Annotated in this window: 22 protein-coding genes (1 of these 22 running past the window's edge); 6 read left to right on the top strand and 16 right to left on the bottom strand. The window is 68.2% G+C overall.

The features are described from left to right. Positions 1-53: 53 nt before the first annotated feature. Together BO221_RS26440 and BO221_RS26435 are read left to right on the top strand one after the other, a co-directional pair. Positions 54-1,040: a hypothetical protein gene (locus BO221_RS26440; RefSeq protein WP_073563309.1), complete on the top strand. Its 987-nt coding sequence runs from the start codon at positions 54-56 to the stop codon at positions 1,038-1,040. Positions 1,041-1,102: 62 nt separating this feature from the next. Then, the gene (locus BO221_RS26435; protein WP_198956192.1) at positions 1,103-2,134 is read left to right on the top strand and encodes a medium chain dehydrogenase/reductase family protein; all 1,032 of its coding nucleotides are present in this window, start codon (positions 1,103-1,105) and stop codon (positions 2,132-2,134) included. Positions 2,135-2,144: 10 nt separating this feature from the next. Here BO221_RS26435 and BO221_RS26430 read toward each other — a convergent pair whose 3' ends face one another. The 3 genes from BO221_RS26430 to BO221_RS26420 form a co-directional block, all read right to left on the bottom strand. Then, a complete protein-coding gene (locus tag BO221_RS26430; RefSeq protein WP_073563307.1) occupies positions 2,145-2,630 on the bottom strand; it encodes a type II TA system antitoxin MqsA family protein in 486 nt (161 codons plus the stop codon). Continuing rightward, positions 2,627-2,926, bottom strand: coding sequence for a DUF4258 domain-containing protein (locus BO221_RS26425; RefSeq protein WP_143195694.1), 300 nt, complete (start codon positions 2,924-2,926; stop codon positions 2,627-2,629). Before BO221_RS26425 ends, BO221_RS26430 begins: the two co-directional genes overlap by 4 nt. A gap of 211 nt (positions 2,927-3,137) precedes the next feature. Next, a complete protein-coding gene (locus tag BO221_RS26420; protein ID WP_143195693.1) occupies positions 3,138-4,493 on the bottom strand; it encodes a serine hydrolase in 1,356 nt (451 codons plus the stop codon). A 222-nt stretch (positions 4,494-4,715) separates the two neighbouring features. Between BO221_RS26420 and BO221_RS26415 the strand changes: the two genes are divergently transcribed. Continuing rightward, positions 4,716-6,236, top strand: a complete 1,521-nt coding sequence (locus BO221_RS26415) for a long-chain fatty acid--CoA ligase (RefSeq protein WP_073563305.1) — start codon at positions 4,716-4,718, stop codon at positions 6,234-6,236. Between the two features lie 117 nt (positions 6,237-6,353). Here BO221_RS26415 and BO221_RS54025 read toward each other — a convergent pair whose 3' ends face one another. From BO221_RS54025 to BO221_RS26385, 7 genes are all read right to left on the bottom strand, one after another. Continuing rightward, complete coding sequence (locus tag BO221_RS54025; protein ID WP_143195692.1) at positions 6,354-8,225, bottom strand: hypothetical protein; 1,872 nt, start codon at positions 8,223-8,225, stop codon at positions 6,354-6,356. A gap of 175 nt (positions 8,226-8,400) precedes the next feature. Continuing rightward, entirely contained in the window at positions 8,401-10,077 is a 1,677-nt protein-coding gene (locus BO221_RS26410) for a methyl-accepting chemotaxis protein (protein WP_073563304.1), read from the bottom strand. A gap of 72 nt (positions 10,078-10,149) precedes the next feature. Further along, on the bottom strand, positions 10,150-10,440 hold the full coding sequence (locus BO221_RS26405; protein ID WP_143195691.1) for a hypothetical protein: 291 nt from the start codon (positions 10,438-10,440) through the stop codon (positions 10,150-10,152). A 313-nt stretch (positions 10,441-10,753) separates the two neighbouring features. Continuing rightward, entirely contained in the window at positions 10,754-12,295 is a 1,542-nt protein-coding gene (locus tag BO221_RS26400) for a response regulator (protein WP_073563302.1), read from the bottom strand. Beyond that, entirely contained in the window at positions 12,288-14,327 is a 2,040-nt protein-coding gene (locus BO221_RS26395; protein WP_073563301.1) for a hybrid sensor histidine kinase/response regulator, read from the bottom strand. The genes BO221_RS26400 and BO221_RS26395 overlap by 8 nt, the downstream gene beginning before the upstream one ends. Then, positions 14,324-15,043, bottom strand: a complete 720-nt coding sequence (locus tag BO221_RS26390) for a hypothetical protein (RefSeq protein WP_073563300.1) — start codon at positions 15,041-15,043, stop codon at positions 14,324-14,326. Before BO221_RS26390 ends, BO221_RS26395 begins: the two co-directional genes overlap by 4 nt. A gap of 2 nt (positions 15,044-15,045) precedes the next feature. Beyond that, positions 15,046-15,699, bottom strand: coding sequence for a B12-binding domain-containing protein (locus BO221_RS26385; protein ID WP_073563699.1), 654 nt, complete (start codon positions 15,697-15,699; stop codon positions 15,046-15,048). A 255-nt stretch (positions 15,700-15,954) separates the two neighbouring features. Between BO221_RS26385 and BO221_RS26380 the strand changes: the two genes are divergently transcribed. Continuing rightward, entirely contained in the window at positions 15,955-16,749 is a 795-nt protein-coding gene (locus BO221_RS26380; RefSeq protein ID WP_073563299.1) for an ActD-like protein, read from the top strand. After that, the gene (locus BO221_RS26375) at positions 16,746-19,076 is read left to right on the top strand and encodes a caspase family protein (RefSeq protein WP_073563298.1); all 2,331 of its coding nucleotides are present in this window, start codon (positions 16,746-16,748) and stop codon (positions 19,074-19,076) included. Before BO221_RS26380 ends, BO221_RS26375 begins: the two co-directional genes overlap by 4 nt. Before the next feature lie 77 nt (positions 19,077-19,153). Here the strand turns inward: BO221_RS26375 and BO221_RS26370 are convergent, their stop codons facing one another. The 4 genes from BO221_RS26370 to BO221_RS26355 form a co-directional block, all read right to left on the bottom strand. Next, complete coding sequence (locus BO221_RS26370; protein WP_073563297.1) at positions 19,154-20,605, bottom strand: DUF4397 domain-containing protein; 1,452 nt, start codon at positions 20,603-20,605, stop codon at positions 19,154-19,156. A 325-nt stretch (positions 20,606-20,930) separates the two neighbouring features. Beyond that, positions 20,931-21,737, bottom strand: coding sequence for a putative DNA-binding domain-containing protein (locus tag BO221_RS26365; RefSeq protein WP_073563296.1), 807 nt, complete (start codon positions 21,735-21,737; stop codon positions 20,931-20,933). 3 nt (positions 21,738-21,740) lie between these two features. Then, positions 21,741-22,607, bottom strand: a complete 867-nt coding sequence (locus tag BO221_RS26360; RefSeq protein ID WP_073563295.1) for a DUF692 family multinuclear iron-containing protein — start codon at positions 22,605-22,607, stop codon at positions 21,741-21,743. Between the two features lie 37 nt (positions 22,608-22,644). Beyond that, complete coding sequence (locus BO221_RS26355) at positions 22,645-22,824, bottom strand: hypothetical protein (RefSeq protein WP_073563294.1); 180 nt, start codon at positions 22,822-22,824, stop codon at positions 22,645-22,647. Between the two features lie 114 nt (positions 22,825-22,938). Between BO221_RS26355 and BO221_RS26350 the strand changes: the two genes are divergently transcribed. Beyond that, the gene (locus BO221_RS26350) at positions 22,939-23,334 is read left to right on the top strand and encodes a hypothetical protein (protein ID WP_073563293.1); all 396 of its coding nucleotides are present in this window, start codon (positions 22,939-22,941) and stop codon (positions 23,332-23,334) included. A gap of 13 nt (positions 23,335-23,347) precedes the next feature. On the opposite strand, the gene BO221_RS26345 is transcribed toward BO221_RS26350, so the two are convergent. Together BO221_RS26345 and BO221_RS26340 are read right to left on the bottom strand one after the other, a co-directional pair. After that, entirely contained in the window at positions 23,348-24,490 is a 1,143-nt protein-coding gene (locus BO221_RS26345; protein WP_158079914.1) for a DUF3089 domain-containing protein, read from the bottom strand. Positions 24,491-24,572: 82 nt separating this feature from the next. After that, positions 24,573-25,176, bottom strand: the 3' portion of a protein-coding gene (locus BO221_RS26340) for a hypothetical protein (protein WP_073563292.1). 116 nt of this gene lie beyond the right edge of the window; the window shows 604 of its 720 coding nt (coding positions 117-720); the start codon falls outside the window, past its right edge — the gene reads right to left on this strand; it ends in the stop codon at positions 24,573-24,575.

Here is a 25,176-nt window from a genome sequence, read left to right as displayed (position 1 = left end):
GCTGCGACAATAGGACAACGAAGCACCTCCCGTGCGTCCAGCGAGGACCTTCCATGAGCATCCGAAGGATCGGCTTCAACCCCTTCGTCCAGACGGCGAACATCATCGAGGCCCAGCGGCGCATCGAGGCCCAGCACCGTGTCGACGCCGTCGAGAAGTCCATCGGGACCGATGACCCGGCGCTGATGACCGAGGAGCAGGCGCTCGAGGCCCTCAACGCGAAGCACCGCGCAGAAATGGAGGCGCTCGAGGCCGAGCGGGCCCAGAAGGAGCTCGAATCCCAGGCGCTGCGGGCCCAGCTGACGCTCGCCGATGGGTACGAGACGGCGGCCCAGCGCGAGATGGTGGACCTGAAGGGCGGGAAGGATGTCGCGAAGGAGGCACTCCCGAGCGCCAGTGCGGACAAGCCGGGCGTCTCGCTCGCGCACCTGGCCCGGGCCAATGTGTACGAGTCGGTGAGCCGGGCCGAGCGCGCCGCGGCGGAGCAGCTGGCCGCCCTGGAGCGGGCCGCGGCGGAGCAGGAGGCCGCTGGGGGGGCCGGGGCCGGGGTGGACGACTGGATGGCGGCGGAGGTGGATGCGCTCCAGGTGGACGATGGGTCCGAGGTGGAGGCCGAGGAGGACCCCTCCTGGATGGAGGCGGAGCTGTCCGCGCTCCAGGCCCAGGCCGAGGCGCTCGAGGAGGAGGAGGTCTACAGCGATCCGGGCGCGGACACGTTCCTCGCCAGCCTGGATGACATCGAGAACCTGGAGCAGGGTGGGAGAGACTTCGGCGACGCGGGGGCCAATGCCTTCGTCGCGAGCATGGACGACATCGCCCAGCTCGTGCCCGACGCCGCGTTCGAGGCCCTGCCCGAGGCCGAGGCCGTTTCACCGGCTGCCGCGGAGTCCGTGGCGCTGGAGCCTTCCGTGATTCTCGCGGAGGCGGTGGCCGTGCCGGAGGCCGTACCCGCGCCCGTGCCCGTGCCCGAGGCGGCCCCCGCTGCCGCTTCCAGTGCGCAGCAGGCGCCGGCCCTGGGGCTCCCGTTCGACGACGCGTGAACTTGTCCAACAGTTGGACAAGTTGGTGAAGAGCGCGCCCGGAGCGGGGGTATATCCGGGCCATGCGCAAGGTGGTCATTCCCCGCGCCGGTGGTTACGACCGGCTCACGCTCCAGACTCAGCCCGATCCCACGCCCGCTCCCGAGGAGGTCGTCGTCACCTCGGAGGCCATCGGCGTCAACTACGCCGATTGCGTCATCCGCATGGGGCTGTATGCCTCGGCCAAGGAGTACGTCGGCTGGCCCATCACCCCGGGCTTCGAGTTCGCCGGCACGGTGTCCGCGGTGGGCTCCGCCGTCACGGACCTCGCCGTGGGGGCCCGGGTGTTCGGTGTTACGCGCTTCGGGGGCTACTCCACGCACGTCGCCGTGCCCCGCCACCAGGTGTTCCCCCTGCCCGCACGCTTCGACATGGCCCAGGCCGCGGGCTTTCCCACCGCCTTCCTCACCGCCTACTACGCCCTCTTCGAGTTGGCTCACCCGCGTCCGGGGAGCACGCTGCTCGTGCACTCGGCCGCGGGCGGTGTGGGCGGGGCGCTGTTGCAGTTGGGACGCATCGCGGGTTGCCGTACGGTGGGCGTCGTCGGCTCCAGCCATAAGGTGGAAACCGCGCGGGCGCTGGGGGCGGATGTCGTCATCGACAAGAGCCGCGAGGATCTCTGGCGCGCCGCCGAGCGGGCTGCTCCCAATGGCTATGACGTGGTGCTCGATGCCAATGGCGTCTCCACGCTGCGCGACAGCTACCGGCACCTCGCCCGGCCCGGCAAGCTCGTCATCTACGGCTTCCACTCCATGCTGCCGCGTGAAGGGGGCCGGCCGAACTGGGTGAAGCTCGCCGCGGACTTCCTGCGCACCCCCCGGTTCGATCCGCTCTCGCTCACCAACGCGAACGCGAGTGTCCTCGCCTTCAACCTTTCCTATCTGTTCGAGCGCCGCGATGTGCTCGAGGAGGCCATGAGGCGGCTGCTCGCGTGGGTGGACGAGGGCCGCATCATTTCGCCTCCCGTTACCCGTATTCCGTTGGAGCGGGTCGTCGAGGCGCACCGCGCACTGGAGTCCGGTTCCACCGTGGGCAAGCTCGTGCTGGTGCCGTGAGGCGCGCGGGCTAGACCTCCGCTGTCCAGCCTTGCTTGCGTGGCTTGAGGCGCACCCGGAGGGGGGCTGGTTTCGAGGTCGCCACGTGCTCGAGTTGCTCGAGTGGGTACTCCTCCACGGGTTGCTCGTGCACCGCCATCAGCCGCAGGAGCCGCTCCGCCGTCGCCCCCATGGCGAGGGGCTTGTCGACCCGCTCCCACCGCGACACCGTCTCCTTGGCCACGCCCATCCGTTTCGCCAGGTCGCTGCTCGATAGGCCCAGCCAGGTGCGCAGGAAGCGGATCTCCCGGGGGGTGAGCGCCGCTTCCTTTCGTGCGAGCTGCAGCGTCAGTTGTGCGTGGAGCTGCTCGACGTTCGAGTAGCTCAGCTCCTGCTCTCCACACTCCGGACAGTGCCGGACCTGGACTCCCTCGATGATGACGCCCTCCAGCCCCGCGTAGGCGCGTCGCGTCTCGTGCCGGACCGTCATCTTCCCCCCGCACTGCAGGCATTTCATCGTTTCCTCCAGACCGTCACGACGACCAGCTCCGTCTCACCCCGGAAGGCCACCACCACCCAGATGGTGTTGGTATGGACCCGGTACCTCCAGGTGCCCTTCTCGTTCTCCGCGGGCTCGGTGATGTGCCCGCCTCGCAGCACGTTCGTCACGTCGACTTCCGTGAGGTCGTCCTTCTCCATCTCCTCGCGCGAATGGCGGGTGTAGGTGAGCTGGCCGTTCCTCAGCAGGAGCGAGATGCGCTTGCGCGCGGCATTGGCGTCCAATTGCTTGGACGGATCCTGGGTTGATCCCACGTCAATATAGCCTCTTTCTCCCAGCCGCAACACCACGTCATGGGTTGTGCTGGATGCCTGCCGGCCTTCTGCCGGCGGCGGAGGCTGTCTTCGTCGGACGATGGGCAGCTCCTGGCCGGCAGCCGCTCCCTTGCAGTCCTGATGCCCGGTCAGGGCCGAGGAGCGCGAGGCCGAAGAGCGTCCCGTTCCGTGGACGGGAATCCTTCCCGCGCTACCGGTTCGTCCGGTCCCGCTGCTTCATCGCCTCGTCTACCCGGCGGCCCAGTTCCGCGATGCTCTGCGTGAAGCCGATCGCCGTCACCGTCCCGGGAAAGCCGTTCTCCTCGTCCGCGAAGTTCGCCGTCCCCGCCACCCCCTCGTCGTAGTAGCGGTAGCCCAGGTTCGACAGGAACGCGATGACGTAGTTTCTCGGCGCCTTCCCCGGCAGCGCTCGCACGATTCCCGCGTCGCTCCCGTAGTTCTCCGTCTGCCCCGTCTTGTGCAGGAACTCCACCTCCGCCGCCGCGTTGCACGGCCGCGTGTCCCGCTTGAATGCCGTCACTCCCACCGTCGCCGTCCCGTCCTCCGCCAGCCACCTCGCCGGCACCGCCGTGGGGATTCCCGGCCTCGCGTTCGCGTCTCCGCACACCAGTGTCGAGCTCAAGCCCTCCGCGTACCCCTGGTCCGCCAACAGCTTCTTCAGGAAGTTCCTCGCCGGCTCCGAGAGCTCCGCTGCCGTGACGGCGCGTCCTTCCCTCGTCCTCCACAGCACCCCCGGGCCTCCGTTGATGAGCAGGAACAGCCGCGCCGTATCCAGCGCCGTCATGTGGATGCTCCCCGGTTGCCAGTTCCTCCCCGTCACCGGCGAGGTTCCGTTCACCTGCAGCGTTCCCAATCCCAGCGCCGCGTACTCCGCGTTCAGCTCCTCCATCGCCCCGCGCTCGTGCAGCAGCTTCACCAGTGCCTCCGTCGAGCCGTTGTCCGATTCGACGATCATCGGCTCCAGCCAGCCCCTCAGTGGCCGCTCGCCCTTGTCCACCGTGTCCCGGAGGAAGCGGTACCGCGTGTCCAGTGTCAGCTCTCCCCGATCCACGCGCTTCATCACCCCGTAGGCGATGAGGATCTTGAAGAGTGACGCGGGGTAGGGCGCCATGAAGCGCAGCGGGGCCTTCTCGTGTCCCGGTTCCAGGTCGTCCTTGGCGGGGGCGTCCGCCCAGCCCTTCTGCCCGTCCCAGCGCTCCAGGTTCCACCTCGTGAAGCGCACCGATGGTGTGCCCAGTGTCCGGGCGTCGATGGGCACCGCTTTTCCTCTCGGGTAGTCCCGAGACAGCAGCACGTTCGCGGCTGCTACCGGGCGGCCTTCCGCGTCCAGCTCGATGACCGCCACGTCCACGTTCGGCGGGTGGGCGATGCGCTCGCCCTTGTGTCTCCAGTCTCGCACCTGGTCGAAGCCCGCTTTGCGCACCGCGTTGAGTAGCTCGGTCTCGAGGAGCCGTGAACGGGTGGCGGAGAGGCGGGGCTGGGAATCCGGGCCGGCCACGGCGGCCGTGCACAACAGCAGGGCGAGGCAGAGCGGGGTGGGGCGCATGGGAGTCCTGGAGGGGTGACGGTAGTCCCGCGGTGGAGTCGCGGCCAGCGGACCTGGGACGCGGACTTTCGGTTTTCGTCCCGGGATGCTCCGGTCTACCCTCACCCCGTCCCTCTCCCAGAGGGAGAGGGCTCTCCCGGTGGGCGAGGGGAGTGGTCCGCGAGTTGGTGTCTTCTTGTTGTTGCCCGTTCTCAGCTTGTTCATCTCCCGGAGGAGTGACTCGTGCCCATCGTCCACGACTGGCTTGCCCGCAGGGCCTCGCTCGCCCCCGATCGCACCGCCCTCATCGACTCCCTCCGCGGTGACCGCTCCATCTCCTGGCGCGAGTGGAACTCCTCCGCCAATCGCACCGCCCGCCTCCTCCATGACGTCCTCGGTGTCCGCCGCGGCGACCGCGTCGCCGTGCTCGCCATGAATTGCACCGAGTTCCTCGACCTCCTCTTCGCCTGCGGCAAGCTCGGCGCCATCCTCCAGCCCCTCAACTGGCGCCTCAGCTCCCCCGAGCTCTCCTCCCTCCTCGCCGACGCCGAGCCCGTCGTCCTCGTCCACGGCTCCGACTTCCAGGCCCAGGTCCAGGCCGTCCGCCCCCTCGCCCAGAGCGTCCGGCACTTCGTCCACCTCGACGACTCCTCCGCCCGTCTGCCCGAGGACCTCCCCTTCAGCCACCGCGACTCCCTCTCGGACTCGCCCCTCCCCCCCGTGGACCTCGAGCCCGAGGACCCGTGGGTGCTCTGCTACACCGGCGGCAGTACTGGCATCCCCAAGGCCGCCATCCTCACCCACCGCTCCATCACCGCCAACGCCGCCAACACCGTCGTCAGCTGGGGCCTCACCGCCGACGACACCGCGCTCCTCAACGCGCCCCTCTTCCACACCGGCGGCCTCAACGTCTTCACCACCCCGCTCGTCTACGTGGGCGGTACCACCATCGTCTCCCGCGCCTTCGCCCTCGAGCAGGTCTTCGACCTCATCCACCGCGGCGCCATCAACCTCTTCTTCGGCGTGCCCACCATGTTCATCGAGATGCAGCGCCACCCGCGCTTCGACTCGGTGGACTTCTCCCGCCTCAAGCTGCTCGTCAGCGGCGGCGCTCCCTGCCCCCAGCCCGTCTTCGAGCGCTTCTTCGCTCGCGGCATCGACTTCAAGACCGGCTATGGCCTCACCGAGGCCGGGCCCAACAACTTCTGGCTCCCCTCCGGTGACGTGCGCCGCAAGCCCGGCTCCGTCGGCGTGCCCCTGTTCCATGTCGAGGCCCGGCTCGATGGCGATGGCGAGGAGGGCGAGCTGCTCCTGCGCGGGCCCCACCTGTGCGCCGGTTATTGGCGCCGCCCCGAGGAGACCGCGAAGACCTTCGCCGGGGGGTGGTTGCACACGGGAGACCTCGCCCGGCGCGACGCCGATGGGTGTTTCTCCATCATCGGCCGCAGCAAGGACCTCATCATCTCCGGCGGAGAGAACATCTACCCCTCCGAGGTGGAGAACGTGCTCGCCGCCCACCCCGAGATCGCCGAGGTGTGTGTGATTGGCGTGCCTGATTCCAAGTGGGGTGAGGTGCCTCGGGCGCTCGTGGTGCCCCGCCCCGGCGCGGACCTCACCGAGGCCCAGGTGCTCGACTTCTGCCAGGGCCGGCTCGCTCGATACAAGCAGCCCCGCTCCGTGCGTTTCCTGGAGGCGTTGCAGCGCACCAGCGCCGGCAAGGTGGATCGGCGTTCGCTCTCCGCGAAGCACGGTACATCAGGATGATGCAGTTGTAGACCCTTTCCTCTTTTATCGGTCGGATTGCGTGGTGCCCCCCTTTTTTGAGCACCTGTGGCACCACCGTTCCAAAGGTATTCTCGCCAGTGACGGGGGAATACCAGATTATTTTAGACTCTTCTTCAGGCGGCTGATGAAGACTACGTCACCTTGACTGAGGTTGGGTGCTCCTCGAATCGCATCCAAGAACTTGCCAGTGAGGTTGCCCCGCGCGGCCCACGAACCAACGAGTAGTTGTCCGAGAAACCACACCCCGAGTGGAACGAACTGCTTGATTGCGCTATCAGCGGGCAATGCGAGAGCAGCGAATGCACCAGCCAGCGCTGCCACTTGGAAGTTCTTTAGCTTTTCTGCACGGCGCTCGTACGCTTTAACGGTCTTGTTGAAGTCGCGGACAGCGTCGTTTAGAAAGACTGGATCGGGATTGGTCTCGGTCATTCGTGACAGTAGTTGCCTGAGTCGATTTATTTCACCACTGGAAAATGCCGTGGCGAATTCGATGACCGGCGCGTCGTTGTCAATAGCGAGTAATTCATCGAGTAGAGCTTCGACCGGGTGCCGTAGTTGATCGACCGTGTTTTTTCCCATGCCGGAGTAGAAGCTGCAGAGGATCTCGGTCTGCCCTTCCTCTGAGTAGCCTTCCACAGCGGCAGGATTAATATGCGCACCAATCGCAGCTGCCCATTCAACGGCGGCCCCACTCGAGTGAAACTCTATAAATAAGTCTCGGCCAGTCACTGCCTTGACTAGCGCGGCGACAATTGGCCCTATGCCGAGATTTCCGGCTCCCATCGCTCCGAGATTTTGAAGCACGATTTCACTGGCAGACCATATTGTTTTGAGTTCAGGGTAGATCGCTTGCAGTGCACGCTTGCTCGGGAAGTCTGTGGGTTGCTCCAGTATTTTGCCGAGATCACGTAGAAATAGATGCCTTTCATAGGCATCTACAGGAGGGTACAGGAAGGGGATACGCCGCCGCACATCTGCGATAGTTACTGCTGCCAGTCGGCGAGAGAGTAATATGCTGTGTGGTGCTTGATCAGCCAGTCCAGAGATTAGCTTGACCGGATAGCGATCTAGTGACTGAGGTAGAATCAGACTTACTCTTCCAAGACTGGCGAGTTCGATGAGTTCCTTTTCGGTGACCTTCAATGCTGAAAGGATTTCGTCATAACTGGAACCCCCCAATGGTCCGACCAATACGACCTTCTCGTAGATCGATAGATAGGTTCGCAGGTTCTGTGGAGGGAATACGGATGAGTTGACGAGGCATTTTGATTCCTTCGATGTCCAAGATTCAGGGAGGTACTCCTTGGCATTGGTATTGTGTTTGCTGAGTAGTCCTACCCTATGATCAGACCAAAATTGCTCGTCTTCTTCCAGCAGCCAACGGGCCTTGAGTGAAAAGGCCTGTGGAAGGCGTCGGCTTGGGATTAGGTTGATGTCGCCCTGTGGTGCTCGCTTGAATGATTCCTTTTGGAAATCGAGTTCGGGCTTGATCTGGATTTCGTAATTCAGGTCGAGTTGGGTTGCCAGAAATGCTGAGCGGAGTTGCTGCTTTTCGCCTTCATTCAGCGGTCGCTGGAACCAAAAGCTCAATGTGCCTGGCGCAACTGTGGACTCGGTGAGCTTGAAGTTCGGGAAATCCTTCGGGAGATGAAGTGTCAGGTCGACGAACAGTTGTTGGAGGGTTCTGGGAATGCCAGCAAGTGTGATGGATTCCTCAAGCGTTCTAGGCGGAACCTGTACTGCTCCGTGAGGCGGCTCCTTTGCGAGTCGTACCCTTGACGCAGTGAGTGCCGAGCGTTCTGCAACCCATTTTTCAATGGGGCGCCCGTCATCCGTCATAAGCCCTTGCTCTAAATCAGGGCAGACGATGACGAAGCCTTCGCGGGTTTTCCAAAGTCCAGTAGTTTCGATTTGTGGCTGCTGAACAAGGAGTTGTTCGTATATCCAGCGCTGTCCGAAATCTCGCATGCCTTTTCTTCCTGAGCGATGTGGTTCGAAGAAGATGTTTTTAGAGGGAAGCCATATTTGTGTTGATTGTTTCTGGATGTAATGTCGTTTTTTGTGTTGCCGGTGCTGAGTGGGTAGGTGGGGGCGGCTCGCGGTATTTGCGTGTGTGCGTGTATGGCGAGTTCTTGCGTGTACATCAGGCGAGATTGTCTTCTTTCGACACCGCTACTTCTTCACAGACCTGGAAGCGGGTGACCAACTCCCGGAGCTGGCGTGCTCTCACTTCCAGGTCCTCCACCGCCTTCGTTATCTGCTCCACGTTCGTCGCCGACTCCACCGCCTGGTTCGACAGCACGTGGATTCGCAACGTGAGCGCCTCGCCCGTCTCGGCCTGGGTGGCGTGCGCTCGCGCCGTGTCCTTCACCCGCCGCTGGATCTCCTCCGCCCCCGTGACAATCCGCTCCAGCGCCTTCCCCGTCTCCGCCGACAGCGCCAGCCCCTCGCTCACCTTCAGGCGCCCCTGCTTCATCTGCGCCGCCGCCGCCTCCGTCTCCGTCTGGCTCTGCTTCATCAGCGTGCCGATCCGCTCCGCCGCCGTCCGCGCCTGCTCCGCCAGCTTGCGCACCTCCTGCGCCACCACCGCGAAGCCCTTCCCGTTCTCCCCTGCCCGCATCGCCTCGATGGCCGTGTTCACCGCCAGCACCCGCGTTTGATCCGCCACGTCGGAGATGAGCTCCACCGCCCGCTCCACCTCCGCGCTCCACTCCGTCAGCCGCTCCACCATCCGCGCCGAGCGCTCCACCACCTGGGCGATCTCCTTCATCTTCTCCCCCGTCCCCCTCACCACCGCGCCGCCCTCGCGCGCCGCCTGCTCGTTCGCCTCCGCCGTCCGCGCCGTCAGCTCCGCCTGGCTCGCCCCCATCGCCAGCTCCTGCGTCATCCCCATCACCGCGTCCGTCATGTTCCGCAGGGACTTCGACTGGTCCTGCGCCGCCTGTCTCAGCCCCGCAGCCGAGCGGTGGATGTGCCGCGCGTCCGTCTCCGTTGCCCGAGACACCTCCCCCATCTCCCCCAGCATCCGCTGCACGTCCCCCACCATCGCGTTGAAGGCCCGGCCCAGGTCCCCCACCTCGTCGTGCGAGGGCGTCACCACCGTCACCTTCAAGTCTCCTCGCGCCACCTTCCCCGCCGCGTCCACCAGCGAGCGCACCGGCTTCAGCACCCGCCTCGAGAAGTACACCCCCGCCAGTCCCGCCAGCGCGACTCCCGACAGCAGCGCCACCCACATCCGCCGCTGTACCGCCGCCACCTCCCGCTCGATGTCCTCCACGTACACGCCCGTTCCCAGCACCCAGCCCCACGGCGCGAACAGCTTCACGTAGGACACCTTGGGAATGGGTTGCGGCTCGCGTGGACGGGTCGCCAGGTATTCCACCGCGCCCTCTCCCTCCCGGCGCGCCAGCTCCACGATGTCCGCGAACACCCGCTTGCCCGCCACGTCCTGGTACCCCTTCATGTCCTCGCCGATCCGCCCCGGCAGGAAGGGGTGCATCACCAGCCGTGTCTCCAGGTCGTTGATCCAGTAGTACTCGGCGTTCGCGTAGCGCAGGCCCTCCAGCATCGCCGCCGCCTTGTGCTGGGCCTCTCGCGGCGACAGCTCGCCCGCGCGCACCCTCGCCTCGTAGGCCTGGAGGATGCCGTGGCCCGCCTCGACCAGTTGCCGCACCGCCCGGATGCGATCGTCCCGCAGCTGCTGCCGGATGGCCGGCAACACGTACAGCTGCTGCAACAGCAATAGCGGCAGCACGGCGATCAGGAGCGCCACGTAGAACTTCGTCAGCAGGCTGCGCCTTCGTCCAATCGCGAGCGCCATCCCGCCCAGCCTAGGGCAAACCCGAGCGGTTGTTCAGGAGCCCACGGTCCGCCCCCCCGCTCCCCCGGGGGCTCAGCACCGCGGCAGGTTCGCGTCCGGCGGGCAGTTCCACTCCGCGTGGCAGCACTCGCCTCCCTCGCGGCCACAGGGCAACTGGCACGTCTCCACCCAGTCACAGGGGTGGCGGCTCTCCAGCCCCACCGACTGGGGCACCGTCTCCTCCGCCTCCAGTGCCCCGCAGTCCCTCGTGCCCGGCTCGCACGTCACCCCGGGGGGCGGGGGCTCGGTGGACACAGACCCCACCACTCCCACCGGCACTCCCAGCAGCAAGCCCGCCACGGCCACCACCATCGTCGCCTTCACGACCACACCCCCGTGCTGATCGCGTGACTCGTCCCACCATCCCGTCCCGGGGCTTCACCCGGGGACGTCACGTCACGTCACGAACGCTCGCTCATCCCGACGTCAGCCCGCGCCACGAAAACCTATTCCCAGCACGGCTCCCCTGGCGTCGCGGCCAGGACTTCAATCTGCTCATGGCGCGTCGCGCTGCGAAGTGCGCTGAACCGGGAATTCGCGACCTCGTCACCCAATAGGCGGACCGGGTGTTCGGCTCACGGCACTCGTTCGCCCCTCGGGGTGGGACGGTGGAGGGCACGGTGGGAGAGGGGTGGGGCTACAGCTCCGACAGGAGGCGGCTCAGGTCGTCCGGCTTCACCGGCTTCACCAGGTGCAGGTCGAACCCCGCCTCGCGCGCCCGGCTGTGGTCTTCCGTTCCGCTGTACCCCGTGAGCGCCACCAGCCGGATTCCCCGGCCGATCTTCGCCCGCAGCTCCTCCGCCACCCGGTACCCGTCCAGCCCCGGCAGTCCGATGTCCACCAGCGCCACCTCCGGCGTGCGCTGCACCGCCAGCTCCAGGCCCCTCAGTCCGTCCGCCGCCACCTCCACCCGGTGGCCCCACGTCTCCAGCAGGTCCTGCAGCGCCTGCCGCGCGTCCGCGTTGTCCTCCACCAGCAGGATGTGCCGCCGCCGCTTCACCAGCTCCGGCAACACCACCTCCTTCTCCGAGGCGTCCTCCGTCCGCGGCTGCAACGGCAGCCACACCACGAACTCGCTGCCCCGGCCCGGGCCGTCGCTGTGCGCCTCCACCCGGCCCCCGTGCATCTCCACCAGGTTGTGCACCAGCGTCAGGCCGATGCCCAGTCCGCCCCGCGTGCGCTCCAGCGACTCGTCCGCCTGGGAGAAGAGCTCGAACACCGAGGGCAATATCTCCGGCCGGATGCCGATGCCCGTATCCTTCACCCGCACCCGCGCGCTCTCGCGGGTGTCTCCCGTTGGCACGCGCTCCGCCTTCACGGTGATGGTGCCACCCGCGTTCGTGTACTTCAGCGCGTTGTCCAGCAGGTTGGTGAACACCTGCACCAGCCGCGTCGTGTCCGCCTCCATCCACATCGGCACCGCTGGCAGGTCCGACTCCAGCGTCAGGTGCTTGCCCTCCGCCTGGGGGCGGAAGATGGTCAGCACCTGCTCCAGCGCGCCCCGCAGGTCCACCCGCGTCTGGCGCAGCTCCACCTTGCCCCGCGTCAGCCGGCTCACGTCCAGCAGGTCATCCACCAGCCGCGCCAGGTGGTTCGTCTGGCGCTGGATGATGGAGACCATCTTCGCGTCCTTCGGGTCCGCCGGCGCCCGGCGCTCGAGGATGCCCGCAGCGGTGGTGATGGCCGCCAGGGGGTTGCGCAGCTCGTGCGCCAGCATGGCCAGGAAGAGGTCCTTGCGCCGGTCCGCCTCCGTCAGGTGCTCCGCGCGCCGGCGCAAGTCCTGCTCCGCGCGCCTCATGCGCAACAGCGAGCGCACCGTGGCGATCAGCTCCTCACCCTCGAAGGGCTCGGTGAGGTAGGCGTCCGCGCCGCCCTCCAGTCCGCGCACCTTCTTGTCCGTGGTGACGTAGGTGGCCGAGGTGTGCATCACCGCGATGGAGGCCGTCTCCTGCTGGCCGCGCAGGCGCTGGCACACCTCGTAGCCGCTGATGTCCGGCAGCTTCACGTCCAGCACCACCACGTCCGGACGCTCCTGGGCCGCCAGCCGCAGGGCCTCCTCACCGGTGGCGGCCTCCAGCACGCGGTAGCCCGCCATCGTCAGGGTGCGCGTCGACAGGTAGCGCGTCGCCTCGTCGTCGTTGACGTTGAGAATCGTCGCGGAAAAAGACAGCTCAGCCACGGCGGCTCCCTTCGCCCTTGTCGGTGCCCAGCCCCGTCTTGTGCAGCGCGTCCCGGATGCGCGTGATGGCCACCTCCCGGCTCAGCTTGTGCTTGGCCAGGATGGTGGAGGTTCCCTTCTCCAGCCGCTGGCGCTCCTCCTCCTGGAGCTGGCGCGAGGTGTGGAGGATGACGGGGATGTCGCGCGTGCGCGGGTCCGCCTTCAGCTCGTCCAGGACGTCGAAGGCCGTCATGTCCGGCAGCACGAAGTCCAGGAAGATGAGGTCCGGCGTCTTCTCGCGCGCCAGCCGGATGCCCTCGGGCCCGGTGCCCGCCTCGTCCAGGATGTAGGGCGTGTCCTTGAGGAGCTGGCGCAGCAGGTAGCGGTGCACCTCGTCGTCGTCGATGATGAGCAGCTTCTGCACCGGGCCGCTGCGTGCCATCTCCGCCAGCTTGCGCAGCAGTTGCTCCTCGCCCACCGGCTTGAGCCAGAACTCGTCGGCACCCAGCGCGCGCGCCTTCTGCTCCCGGTCCATGAGCGTCACCACCAGGACGGGGATGTCGCGCGTGGCCTCGTTGCTCTTGAGCTCGGAGAGGAAGCTCCAGCTCGTCTCGCCCTCCAGCATGACGTCCATCACCATGGCCGCCGGACGCACCCGCTGCAGCGTGCGGCGCGCATCCTCCACGGTGCGCACGGGCAGCACCTGGAAGCCCGAGCGCGACAGGTACTTCTCGTACAGGAAGAGCGTCTGCCGGTCGTCCTCCAGCACCATCACCGGGGCGCGGCCCGGCTCCAGCTGCTGGCTGCGCTCGGTGAGGCCCACCATCTCCTTCACCTCCGGGTGCACCCGGGGCACGATGAAGGTGAAGGTGGAGCCCTGGCCCGGCGTGCTCTGCACCGTGAGGCTGCCGCCCAGGAACTCCGCCAGCCGCCGCGACAGCGCCAGTCCCAGGCCCGTGCCCTTCACCTGCTTCTGCAGGGGGCTTTCCACCTGGGTGAATTCCTCGAAGATGTGCGCGTGGTGCTGCGGCGCGATGCCGATGCCCGTGTCGCTCACCTGGAAGCACACCGTGTCCTCCGGCCCGTGCTCGGCGGATACCGTGACCTGGCCCTTCTCCGTGAACTTCAGCGCGTTGGACACCAGGTTGCGCAGCACCTGGCTCACCTTGGCCTCGTCCGTCTCCAGCTCCAGGCCCGCCGGCGGCTCCTCGAAGCGCAGCTCCAGCGGCGAGTCCCCCGCCACCAGCGGCCGCATCATCCCGCGCAGCGCTCCCAGGAACTCCCCGGCGCCGAACTTCACCGGCCGCAGCGTCGCCTTGCCGGACTCCATCTTGGAGAGGTCCAGCAAGTCGTTCACCAGCTCGAAGAGGGCCTCGCCCGAGGAGCGGATGAACTGCACCTGCTTCTGCTGCTCCGGGGTGAGCGAGCCGTTGGCGGGGTTGAGCAGCAGCCGCGCCAGGCCGAGGATGGAGTGCAGCGGGGTGCGGAACTCGTGGCTGACGTTGGCCACCACCCGGCTCTTGATTTCGGCGGCGCGCACCAGGCTTTCCGTCTTCTCATCCAGCTCGGCGTGCAGGGTGCGCACGCCGCGGTTGGACTCCTCCAGCTCGCGGTTGATGCGGGTCAGCTCATCCGCGCGCCGCTTGAGCTCGCGCTGCTGGCGCTCCGTCTCGCGGTGCAGCGCCGCCATCTCGCTCATGGACTCCGTCACCTGCGAGAGCGCGTCGGCGTAGTCCTCCGTCACCAGGCTGCCCACCAGCGCCACGCGGCCCTCGTGCGGCGCGCCCCGGAAGGCGAAGGTGCGTGGGTGGCCCGCCACGCACAGGATGACTTCCCAGCGCTCCACCCGCTCGTCGCGGGACAGGGTGACGAGCCTGTCCACCTTGTCCTCGGTGCCCTGCGCAGCCAGCGAGCGCAGGGTCTGGCCGGGGCTGGCCTCGAGCAGCCGCGTGGCGCGGTCATCCATCCAGGTGAGGGTGCCGGACGCATCGCATACCAGCGCCACCTCGCGGCTCAGGAAGTGCCACAGGGACGCCGGTACGGACGCCGTCATGACTGCTCCTTTTCCAGGGCTGTCAGCCCCGTCGCCACCGTCACCCGGGGCAACTCCGAGAGGGCGACATCCCGGGTCAGCGCCGCCTCCAGCGCCTCCAGCAGCCCGCGGTAGCTGCACCGCAAGTCCCGGCGTGGCCAGAAGCCCGCGTACCACCGCACGTGCTCCACGAAGAGCCCTGGCCGTTGAGCACCGAGCGAATCTATCAAGTAGGACAGTTGCAACAGCAACTCGTCTCCCAGACGGATCTCCTGCCCCCGGGTGAGCGGCCCCTCGCGTGAGGCCAGCTCGCCGAGCGTCTGAGGCACCAGCCGGGGAAGGGCCAGGTGCACGGCGCGCGCGGGGCCCTCGGGCCACTCCAGCGCCAGCTCCGCCGCGCGCACGTACTCCAGGGCCTCGGGGGGCTGCGTCAGGCCCTCGCGCACCAGCGCGGCATACAGCCCCTGGAAGTGCGCGGCGAGGTGGCGCGAGCTCATACCGCGAGGCACCAGCAGCCCCTGCAGCCAGCGTGCGTAGCGCTCCATCACCCCGGCGTCCTTCGACTCCAGGGCCTGCACCAGGTAGCGCACGTGGAAGACGGCGTCCTCGCCGCCGAAGCGCCGCGCCCGCTCCTCGCCGTAGCGGGCGAACCAGAAGGGGTCATCGTAGAGCTCCGAGACGGACGCCTCGGCCAGCCGCTGCGTGCGGCGCTCCACTTCACGGGCCAACGACTGCATGGCTAGACCTCGAACATCCTGCAGGCCGCGGCCACCAGCTCGCGCGCGTCCTTGCCGAAGAAGGGGACTCCCAATTCCGCCTCCACTCCAGGAACCCAGGTGAAGGCCAACCCCCCTACGGCCATCGGTATCGCCGGTGCCACCTCGCGCACCGCCGCCACCGCTTTGCGTAGCGCGGGGAGGTGGTACGTCATGGTGACGGAGAACGCCAGCAAATCGGGTTTCGACTCACGCACCTCGCGCACCAGGTGCTCGGTGGGAACGTTGGCACCCAAAAAGCGCACGTCGAAGCCCGCCATCTCCAGGAAGTCGCTGGCCATGCGCGCGCCCAGCTCGTGCAGTTCGCCCTCCACGCACGTCACCACCACGTTGCGGCCATTGGGGGGGTCTCTCTGCATGTGGCGGTAGAGGTGGGAGAGGGCCAGCTGGGAGATGGCGGTGGCCATGTGCTCCTGGGCCACGGAGATTTCATTCTCCTGCCACATCCGGCCGATCTCCCACTGGGCCTTCTGGATGACGTCCAGGTGCAGGGTGGGCAGGGGGATGCCGCGCAGGATGCCCTCGTCCACGAGGAGGCGCAGGGCCTCACGGCGGTTTCCCGCGAGCTGTGCGGAGAGGTACGACGCGCGAATCGCGGCGATGGTGTCGGTGGTCAAGGTGAAGTCGCGATGGGGGGGGGCAGGGGCCAAGGTACTCGGGTCTGTTCACTCCTAGAAGCGCGGGCTGCTCGATTTCCCAAGGCAGTCAACAACGGCACGAGGGAGGGTGCGTCCAGGGTCCCTGCTCGCCTGCTCGAAAGTTGGGAAAGCAAGGGCCAGGGGAGGCCCCGGGGAAGAAAAGCGCGGGGAGTGAGGGAGGGGCGGTAACAGCCCGGGGCGGGTGCGGTGTTCCCTTCTCCGGCAGGAGGCCGCATGCGTTCCCCGACCCGCACCCCCGACTGGCTTCTCGAGAGGATCTCCCTGGGTGAGCTCCCCCCCGAGGAGCTCGCCCGCGCCCGGGCCCGCCTCCTGGAGGAGCCGGACGGTGCGGCCCGGCTCGCCGCGCTCGACGCGGATACCGCCGCCACCCTGGCCCGGCACCCGCCCGCCGGCGTCGCCCGGTGGGTGTCCGCCAGGGCCCGCAGCTTCCAGGATCAGGGGGAGCGTCCGGCGCGCCGCTTTCCCTTCCTCGCCACCGCCCTCGTGCCGGCGCTCGCGGCGGTGGCGCTCGTCGTCCTCGTGCGGCCCCAGGGGGCCGGTCCGGTGGCCCCGGAGACACGGGTGGAGGAGACGCGGGTGAAGGGCCTGGAGCCGCGGCTCACCGTTCACCGCCAGCGGGACGGGGCGGCCGAGACGCTCGCGGACGGGGCGCCCGCGGCTTCCGGGGACGTGGTGCAGCTGGCCTATGTGGCCGCGGGCCGGGGCCATGGCGTCATCCTCTCGGTGGATGGACGCGGCACCGTGACCCTGCACGCCCCCGAGTCCGGTGCGGGCTCGGTGCCGCTGGCGCCCGCGGGCACCCACGCGCTGCCCGGCGCCTATGCCCTGGACGATGCCCCGGGCTTCGAGCGCTTCTTCCTCGTCACCGCCGAGGCCCCCTTCGCCCTGGAGGAGGTGCTCGCCGCCGCCCGCTCGCTCGCTGGACGCCCCGAGGCGCGCACCTCGCCGTTGCCCCTGCCTTCGCGGTACATGCAGGCCTCCTTCACGCTGGAGAAGTCCTCCCCATGAGTGCCTCGAGAGTCCTCGCCCTCCTGTGTCTGCTGCTGGCCGCGCCCGCGCTCGCGGAGACGGGCCCGGTGCGGCGCCTGGCGCTGCTGGTGGGAGTCAACGACGGCGGACCCGGGCGCGTGCGGTTGCGCTATGCCGTGTCCGACGCGCGCTCCTTCGACAAGGTGCTGGGGGAGTTGGGCGGAGTGGCCGCCGCGGACCGGCGCGTGCTGGTGGACGTGGGGCGGGCGGGGCTGCTGGAGGCGCTCGGGGAGCTGCGCGCGCGCACCGAGTCTGCCCGGGGCTCGGGGGCCTCGCGCGTGGAGGTGCTCGTCTACTACTCGGGGCACTCGGACGAGGAGGGCCTGCTGCTCAAGGGCGAGCGCCTGGGGTATGGCGAGCTGCGCCGGGCCCTGAATGCGCTGCCCGCGGACGTGCGCATCGCGGTGTTGGACAGTTGCGCCTCGGGGGCCTTCGCCCGGGCGAAGGGGGGGACGCGCCGGCCCGCCTTCCTGGTGGACTCGGGCAACAAGGTGAAGGGGCACGCCATCCTCACCTCCTCGAGCGAGGACGAGGTGTCGCAGGAGTCGGACAGGCTGGGGGCCTCGTACTTCACCCACCACCTCATTTCGGGCCTGCGGGGCGCGGCGGATGCCACGAGGGATGGGCGCGTCACGCTCAACGAGGCCTACCAGTTCGCCTTCCACGAGACGCTGGCGCGCACCGAGAAGACGCGGGGTGGGGCGCAGCACCCGGCGTACGACATCGAATTGGCGGGCTCGGGGGACCTGGTGATGACGGACCTGCGGGCGACGTCGGCGGGGCTGTACCTCACCGAGGCGTTGGAGGGGCGGCTCTTCGTGCGCGACGAGGCGGGCACGCTGGTGGTGGAGGTGCAGAAGCTGGCGGGCCGGCCCGCGGAGCTGGGACTGGCGCCCGGGCGCTACCAGGTGAGGCGCGAGCTGGAGAGCGGGGCCTCCGAGGCGGGTTTCACGCTGGTGGAGGGGCAGCGCACCCCGTTGGCGGCGGCGAGCTTCCAGGCGATTCCGCTGGAGGCGACGGTGTCTCGCGGGGGGCCGGAGGTGGCGCCCGGGGTGGAGCCGGCGCTCGTGCGGCCCGAGTTCCTGGCGGGAGCCGGTCTCACCGAGGCGGAGGGGCTGTACCGGATGCAGAGCTACACGCGGGTGCCGGTGTCGCTGAGCCTCATTCCGCGGTTGAGCACCAACGTGCTGAGGCCGCCGAGCGGGTGGGTGGAGAACCAGCTCGCGTTCGGCGTGGTGAATGGAGGCCGGCAGGTGCGGGTGAGGGGAGCGGCGCTGTCGCTGGTGGCCAACTGGTACGAGGAGGAGGCCCACGGCCTGTTGCTGTCCTCGGGCTTCAACGTGGTGAAGAAGGAGGCGAGCGGGCTGATGGCGTCCCCGGCGGCGAACATCGTGCTCGGGGATGCCGAGGCGTTGCAGCTGGCGGTGGGCGCGAACGTGGCGGGAAGGGATGTGTGGGTGGGGCAGGCGGCGGCGGGGGCGAACGTGGCGGCGGGCTCGGTGTGGGGAGTGCAGCTGGCCGCGGGCGGCAACGTGACGGGGGGGAGCTTCAGTGGAATCCAGGGGGCCGCGGGCCTCAACGTGGCGCGAGGAGACTTCGCGGGCCTGCAGGGCGCGGCGGGCGGGAACGTGACGGGCGGCTCGGTGCGGGGCGTGCAGTGGGCGGCGGGCTTCAACCGCGCGGGCGACGTGATGGGCGTGCAGGCGGCGCTGCTGAACGTGGGCGGGGACGTGACGGGCGCGCAGCTGGGCCTCATCAACGTGGCCCGGGTGGTGACGGGCGTGCAGCTTGGCCTGGTGAACGTGTCCGAGGAGGTGAAGGGCGTGCCGCTGGGGCTGCTCTCCTTCGAGAAGAAGGGGCAGTTCCACGTGGAGCTGTACGGCAGCGACATCCAACTCACCAACCTGGCGGTGAAGTTTGGAGGCAAGTACGTGTACACGGCGCTGCTGGGGGGCATCGGGCCGGACGACCGGTTGGAGCGCTTCAGCCTGGGGCTGGGGCTGGGGGTGCACGTGCCGCTGGGCGAGCGGATGTGGCTGGATGGGGACGTGGCGGGCAGCACGGTGCTGCGCGTGAGGGACCCCTTCGCTGGCGGCTCGAACGTGCTCGGCCAGGGGCGGCTGATGTTGGGGGTGCAGCTCTTCCAGCGCTTCGCTTTCTTCGGTGGGCCCACCTACAACGTGTACCTGGCCGGGAGCGAACGGGACCGATACGCGCTCACCACGCTGCCCTCGCGGGAGGAGTGGCTGTCCGAGACCACCACGGTGCGGTACTGGCCCGGCGTGCAGCTCGGCATCCGGATGTGAGATGTGATTCAGCGGTGGGGGCCGCTACGGAGCCCTGAGCGGGTGTGCTGCTCGGGGCTCCGTGAATCGCCCTGATTTCAACCACCGCCAGGGAAACTCGGGGGGAGCACCTCGACCGACCATGGCGTGGTGGCGGTGCTCACGAGGAGGAGGCTGAGCTGGCTGGTATCTCCGGAGCGGAAGGTTCCCGCGAGCACTCCGAAGAGACCTTCGCCCGGCAGGGGCGCCGGGGTGATTTCGAACCGTGTCGGCTCGGCCCCCGTGGTCTCGGTGGCTGGCTGCACTCCCAAGGTCAGATCGAGCGAGGGAATGGGCACTCCCTCGGGCACGGAGGCCTGGGTGTAGGCCACATCGTTGAAGGGGACCTCCCTTGGCAGGAGCGGCGTGCCATCGAGCGGTGCGGCATCCATCACGGGCGCGCTGGCCGATGCATGAATGAAGCTCAGCCGGGCCTGGTCCGAGTCCTGGGTGAATTCCTCGGCGTAGGACGTCAGCGTGAAGTCGGAGCGATCATTCTCGGAGCTGCTTGGAGCACCCGTGGCGACGAGGAGATAGAGCTCACCGGACTTCAGCTCCGCGGTGGAGTGGCTGAACAGCGCCGGGATGGCCGGGCGGGTGCTGGTGGGGGCGGCGGCGAAGACGTCCAGCGTCGTCACGCCCGGAGAGATGAGGATGGGGGGTGACAGCGCGCCGAATCCAAGTGCGTCTGCCTGCTCCTCGTTGACGAGGAAGACATCCAACGGGCCCGCTTCCTCGGAAGCATTGAGCACGTACACCACGGGATCCGGCATGACGCGGGCCTCGAGCCCCTGGGTGTCCGCGACGATGAGCGAGAAGCCCGTTTCCGTCCGTGAGGCGGTGGCGAGCAGCCCCGTGGCCACGATGAGCACCGTGCTACCCTCCGGGAGGGGTTGCAGGGTGAAGCCCAGCGCCTCGGTGCGGGGATCCTCACTGCGGACCCGGAAGTGGAGGGGGACTTGCGCGGGCAGCTCCAATCCGGCGGCGCCGGAGTCCGTGAAGCGTTCCAGCTCCTTCACCTCGATGGAGTTATCATCATTCATGTCGATGTTCAGCGTGGGCGCATCCGTGCCCGTATGGACGATGCGCACGCGGATCATGCCGGGGGCCGGTGGCGCGAAGTCCTCCTGGATGGGCAGGATGCGCGAGGATGCCTCGGACGTACTGGAGCCCTGCTCTCCCGCGGCCACGAAGCTGACCTGGACGTCCTCCTCCGTTTCGAAGGGCTGACTGCTGAGGATGGGCGGCGACTCCAGTCCACTTCCCGCCGGGCGCAGATGGAGGGTGAGGGGAGAGGTGGGGAAGCGAGCCGTCCCGGTGGTCATTCCATAGGACACGTTGGTGAAGAGGGGCTGCTCCAGCTCGTTCACGTAGATGTCCACCGCGGGCATGTCCGGCGAGGCATGGATGAAACGCAACCGGGGCTGCTCTTCATCGCCGCCGCATCCCGAGAGAGCGATCAGGGCAGCGCCCAACACCGTGAGCCACCCCCATCTGAATCTGTCGAACATGGCTCCCACCTCCCTGTGACGATGCCCACTGGGACATCCCAGGGGCGGCTTGCAATCACAGGGTGGGGATGCCGTGTGTTGTTCCCAAGGCGACGGGCGTGGAGGCCTGCCTGATTGGGGAATTCTCCTGTCCGGGGGAAGTGCTGCCTTGTTGTCACCGGGGGAGGACGTTCCGCTCATTCGGCCGGTGGCGGGCCCCAGAAGACAGGCTCCCAGATGGAGGCCAGTGTAGTGCCCTGGACCATTCTGGCGTGGATGAGCCTGCCCAGCCCGCCTGTCTGGCTGGGGAGAACTGGCGAGTCTCCTGGGCGTGATCCTCCGTGGCCTATTGCGCCGGGCCCAGGAGGAGCAATCCCTCGCGAGCCAGCTCCAGGAAGAGCGAGGACGGGCAGCCGAGCTCCGCGCGAAGCCATGCAACGGAGTGCTCGCCGGTGCTGGCCCGGAGGACGCGGCCCCGCATTACCTCCAGGCCGCTCGGGACGACCTGACCGGGGCTCACGCTGGTGAGGAGCAGGTAGCGCTCCTCGTCGGGCAGGGTTTCCGGCAGGGTGACGGCGCCTCCCGAGCGGAGCAGCATCCGCGGCTCCATCCGGAAGGGGAGGACGTGGCACCACGGGCCGAGCCTCGGCCGGGCCTGCTCCAGTGCGGCTCCCTCCGGCGGCACCTCCGGTACGGCGGGCAGGGCCAGCCCCGACTTCCCCAGCTCGAGCAGGGCCAGCTCCGCCTCCAGCAGCTCGGCCAGGGGCGGGTGCACGAGCTCGCCCGAGCGCAGGAGTCCCAGGAGGAACTCGGCGAAGCGCCGCGCCTCGCGCACGTACATGACGCTGGTGGGGGGGTGCTCCCGCCAGTAGCGCTGCACGAGGGGCTGGAGCTTGGGGTGGGCCATGGCCTCGCTGGTGCGAGGCAGCGTGTTGGTGAGCATGCTCAGCCGGTTGGCGCGGTGGAGCAGGGTCGTCACCTTCATCCCCGCGTCGCGAGCCAGGGCGTGCAGCCGGCGCCGCTCGCGCTCCGTCAGCTCGAGGCCCACGAACCGGGCGGGTAGCTCCTGTTCTGGGAGGGCGGCCATTTCCGCCCGCAGCGCGGGGGACATGACGAGTGCGGAGAGTGCGCGCTGGAAGCCCGCCAGGGACATGACTCAGGGCCTCCCGCCGTGGCGCTCCAGCACGCCGCGCAGCCGCCGCAGCTCGCCCAGGAGGATGTCGGTGCCGAGCAGGGGGACGTAGTTGCCGAACATCTCGAAGACGACGCCTCCCAGATTGGGCAGCCGTGGCAGCACCTGCTCCAGGAGCTCCCACACGGGCTCGGGGCACGCGCCCGAGTGCGCATCCAGGTAGAAGCCCTCCCACTCGTAGCCGCCGGCGATGTGCAGCTCCACCACCTGCGAGAGGTCCAGCGCCTCGAGGAAGTCGAGCGGCGAGAAACCGTGATTGCGCGCGTTGGTGTGGAGGTTGTGCAGGTCCAGGAGGAGCCCGCTGCCGGTGCGCTCGCCCAACCGTTTCAGGAAGGCTGGCTCGCTCAGCTCCTGCTCGGGGAGCTGGTAGTAGAAGACGTTGTTCTCCAGGAGGAAGGGGGCGTCCACGGCCTGCCGCACCTGGGCGACGCGTCCGGCGAGCAGCTCCAGCGTGTCCTCGTCATATGGCACGGGCAGCATCACCCCGAGGTCCATGTGCTCGCCGGCAGCGTGGGGCAGGCGCGTGAAGGACAGGTGCTCGCTGAGCCAGGCGAAGTGGTAGCGCTGTTGCCAGCGCGCCAGCTGGGCGACGTAGTCCGGGGAGAAACCGCCCTCGGCACTGCCCAGCGACATGCCCACCGAGTGGGCGACGAGGGGGCGGCGCGCGGCCACCCAGTCCAGCAGCCGCAGTCCCTCGGGGTTCTCCCGGAAGCGCAGTGTCCCGTCGGGGCCCCGCTCCTCGGTCCAGAAGATGTCCGGGATGACTTCCAGGAAGTCGTAGGCCTCCAGGTGCTCGCGCACGAAATCGCGCAGCGAGCCCTGGTAGGACAATCCGACTCCCAGCCTGGCCCGGCGCCGGCTCAAGGGGCTACAGGTCGCCGGCCAGCAGGTTCTGGAACTGCGCGTTCAGCACCGTCGGGTCCGCGCCCGAGGCGCAGGTGGGGCACTCCTCGGTGGGAACGAGGACCGTTCCGCCGCCTCCCGTCACGGTGTCCAGCAGGTTGTTGTCCAACTCACAGGTCTCGGGAATGGAGGGGGTCGTGGTCATGCACTAATAGTAAAAAAAGACAGCCCTGGCGGTCAAGAGTACCCCGGAAGTCTGGCGCTGGGGTTGGTACCGGGAGGTGCTGTGGTGCCGGGCCGTTTGGGGTAACTCACCGCCATGCGCATCTGCACGGGGCTCGGACTGTTGGGCGGGTTGTTCCTGATCGGGTGGGTGGCCCTGGCGGTCTTCTTCTGGCGCAAGGAGCGGGAGGCCAGCCGTCGCCACAAGGAGCAACTGCGGTTGCTGGGCACCGAGGAGCTGCTGTCGCGAGCTCGCAACTGGGGGCCGATGAACCGTCACGGGGAGTTGCCGGCGGTGGTGGAGTTCCGCGCGCTGCTCGAGCAGCACCGTTACGAGGAGATGCTGTTGGGCTGGCGAGCGCTCACCTCGTCCCTGTTCGCCTTGGAGGAGCACGTCTCCACGGAGGGCCCCCAGTTCTACGACAGCGATTCCTTCCGGGTGCTGCGGGACTACGTGGAGGTCCTCCACGAGCGTCAGCAGCGAGGGGAGTAGCCGGTCGCCGGGCTCAGTCGTCGCGTGGGGCCGGGGGGGTGTTCGAGCGGAGGAACGCAGCCACGCGCTCGACGGCGTTGCGGCGGATGCTCGTGTAGAAGAGCTGGTACTCCACGGGGTGGTAGTTGCCCTTGCCGAGCGAATGGTCGAGCAGCCGGCTCATGAAGTCCCGGGGCAGGTCCGCGCGGATGAGGACCTCCAGCATTCCGTCCTTGCACTGCGCACCGGTGAGGCCGGGCATCACCTGGGGAGGAGTCGTCTCGAGGAACACGGCGCCTTCGTTCCGCTCCGGGGAGGCGGGCTCCGTGTCGTGCCGCCAGGTGAGGGGATTCACACAGAGGAAGGGCCCCGAGCGGGACGCCGCGTGGGTGACGGGCTCCCTCAGCCGGATGCGCTCCGTGGAGTGGGCGGCCCGTGCGTTCCAGCTGATGACGCAGCCGGTCTGCTCCGGCGAGTCGCAGAAGGGGATGTCGGGAAGGTCCTGCCGGAGGGTGCTCTCGGCCAGTGGAATGCCGGGGAGATACGCGGCGACGAGCTGGTTCCGGAGTGGGGTTCCGCTCACGGCCTCGCGCAGGAGGCGCCTGGCATGCGCGGTTCCCTGGCTGTGCGCCGCGAGGATGAAGGGCCGTCCGCGGTTGTGGTGCTCTCGCCAGTAGTGGAACGCCGTGGCGACGTCCTGGTAGGCGAGTTCCAACGCGGCCTGGCCCTTTTCGACCTGCCCGGTGAAGGCGGTCATGTTGGCCTGCCGGTACCGGGGCGCGTAGATCGCGCAACAGGCGTTGAAGGCGCTGGCTTGAATGAGTGTCGCTACCCGGTCGGTGGCATCGTTGAGAGTGGAGTCATCGACGGGCCCATTCCACTCGCCGCCGATATAGGTGGTGGGGTGGATGTAGAAGACATCCACGGGGGCCTGGGATGGCTCGACGGCCGTGCTCGAGGGGGGCACCGTGTCCGCGAGGTCCTGGAGTTCGGGAAGCGCGCTCCAGGCGGAGGGCCGTCTGTAGTCGGGGGGAGTGGGAGCACGCGCTTCGCTGAACGGAGTCCTGGGGGTGACCGACCACAGGAAGATGGGCGAGAAGTTCATCCCCAGGAGCACCAGCAGCAGGGAGCAGGCCAGGAGCGTGGTGGCGAGGATACGCAGGAGCTTGGCCCTCATGATTTCACCCGTACCGATTGCATGCGGCCGATCCTCACCCTTCTGGGAGCTCCGGTACATCCCCCCCTGCCGTCCCTGGAGCTCAAAGGTAGGTGGCTGCCTGCTTCAGCGCGTTCGCGGCCTCGGCACCATGGGCCACCTTTTCGTGCGAGACGATGAGCCGGACGAGCCCGGGTAGCTGGGCGAAGCGCTCGAAGTCCGCCCGGAGTGCCTTCTTGTCCTGGACGAACATGAGCTTCACCAGGCGGGACACGCGAGGCCCTGGCGCCGAGCCCAGCACCGTGGTGAAGAACCAGCCGAGCGGATCCTTCTTGCGGTCCATGTTGAAGAGGCAGTCGTTGAGCACCAGCGTCAGCCCGTCCTTCGAGTGGACGAACATGGCCCCTTCACCCGCTTTCACGCCGTGCAACATCTCCAGGCGGACCGTGTCGTCGGCGGGAAAGTCATCGTAGGTTCCGTCGACGGGGACGGCCTCGGCGATGGCCTGGCGGCCGCCACTCGGAGCGAACACGCGCAGGGTGGGGTAGCGCTTTTTGTAGGCGGGGGCGTCCAGGCGGTGGCTCTGGTTGGGGACGAGGAGCACCGCGGGTGGGCCCAGGGCCTCGAGTTCCCGCTGCTCCTTGTCGGCGAGGGCGATGGCGCTGTGAATGACGAGCGATCCATCGTTCCGGCGCACGACGGTCATG

It is taken from the genome of Archangium sp. Cb G35 (assembly GCF_001896145.1).
GTDB lineage: Bacteria > Myxococcota > Myxococcia > Myxococcales > Myxococcaceae > Archangium > Archangium violaceum.
Note: the sequence above shows the minus strand (reverse complement) of the source record. Positions and strands in the feature narration are given on the sequence as shown.

What these genes read in the sequence shown, in the direction of transcription:
- BO221_RS26440 (WP_073563309.1), top strand. Translation starts at nt 54, where the DNA reads ATGAGCATCCGAAGGATCGGCTTCAACCCCTTCGTCCAGACGGCGAAC.
- BO221_RS26435 (WP_198956192.1), top strand. Translation starts at nt 1,103, where the DNA reads ATGCGCAAGGTGGTCATTCCCCGCGCCGGTGGTTACGACCGGCTCACG.
- BO221_RS26430 (WP_073563307.1), bottom strand. Translation starts at nt 2,630, where the DNA reads ATGAAATGCCTGCAGTGCGGGGGGAAGATGACGGTCCGGCACGAGACG.
- BO221_RS26420 (WP_143195693.1), bottom strand. Translation starts at nt 4,493, where the DNA reads ATGCGCCCCACCCCGCTCTGCCTCGCCCTGCTGTTGTGCACGGCCGCC.
- BO221_RS54025 (WP_143195692.1), bottom strand. Translation starts at nt 8,225, where the DNA reads ATGCGAGATTTCGGACAGCGCTGGATATACGAACAACTCCTTGTTCAG.
- BO221_RS26410 (WP_073563304.1), bottom strand. Translation starts at nt 10,077, where the DNA reads ATGGCGCTCGCGATTGGACGAAGGCGCAGCCTGCTGACGAAGTTCTAC.
- BO221_RS26395 (WP_073563301.1), bottom strand. Translation starts at nt 14,327, where the DNA reads ATGACGGCGTCCGTACCGGCGTCCCTGTGGCACTTCCTGAGCCGCGAG.
- BO221_RS26390 (WP_073563300.1), bottom strand. Translation starts at nt 15,043, where the DNA reads ATGCAGTCGTTGGCCCGTGAAGTGGAGCGCCGCACGCAGCGGCTGGCC.
- BO221_RS26380 (WP_073563299.1), top strand. Translation starts at nt 15,955, where the DNA reads ATGCGTTCCCCGACCCGCACCCCCGACTGGCTTCTCGAGAGGATCTCC.
- BO221_RS26375 (WP_073563298.1), top strand. Translation starts at nt 16,746, where the DNA reads ATGAGTGCCTCGAGAGTCCTCGCCCTCCTGTGTCTGCTGCTGGCCGCG.
- BO221_RS26370 (WP_073563297.1), bottom strand. Translation starts at nt 20,605, where the DNA reads ATGTTCGACAGATTCAGATGGGGGTGGCTCACGGTGTTGGGCGCTGCC.
- BO221_RS26365 (WP_073563296.1), bottom strand. Translation starts at nt 21,737, where the DNA reads ATGTCCCTGGCGGGCTTCCAGCGCGCACTCTCCGCACTCGTCATGTCC.
- BO221_RS26355 (WP_073563294.1), bottom strand. Translation starts at nt 22,824, where the DNA reads ATGACCACGACCCCCTCCATTCCCGAGACCTGTGAGTTGGACAACAAC.
- BO221_RS26350 (WP_073563293.1), top strand. Translation starts at nt 22,939, where the DNA reads ATGCGCATCTGCACGGGGCTCGGACTGTTGGGCGGGTTGTTCCTGATC.
- BO221_RS26345 (WP_158079914.1), bottom strand. Translation starts at nt 24,490, where the DNA reads ATGAGGGCCAAGCTCCTGCGTATCCTCGCCACCACGCTCCTGGCCTGC.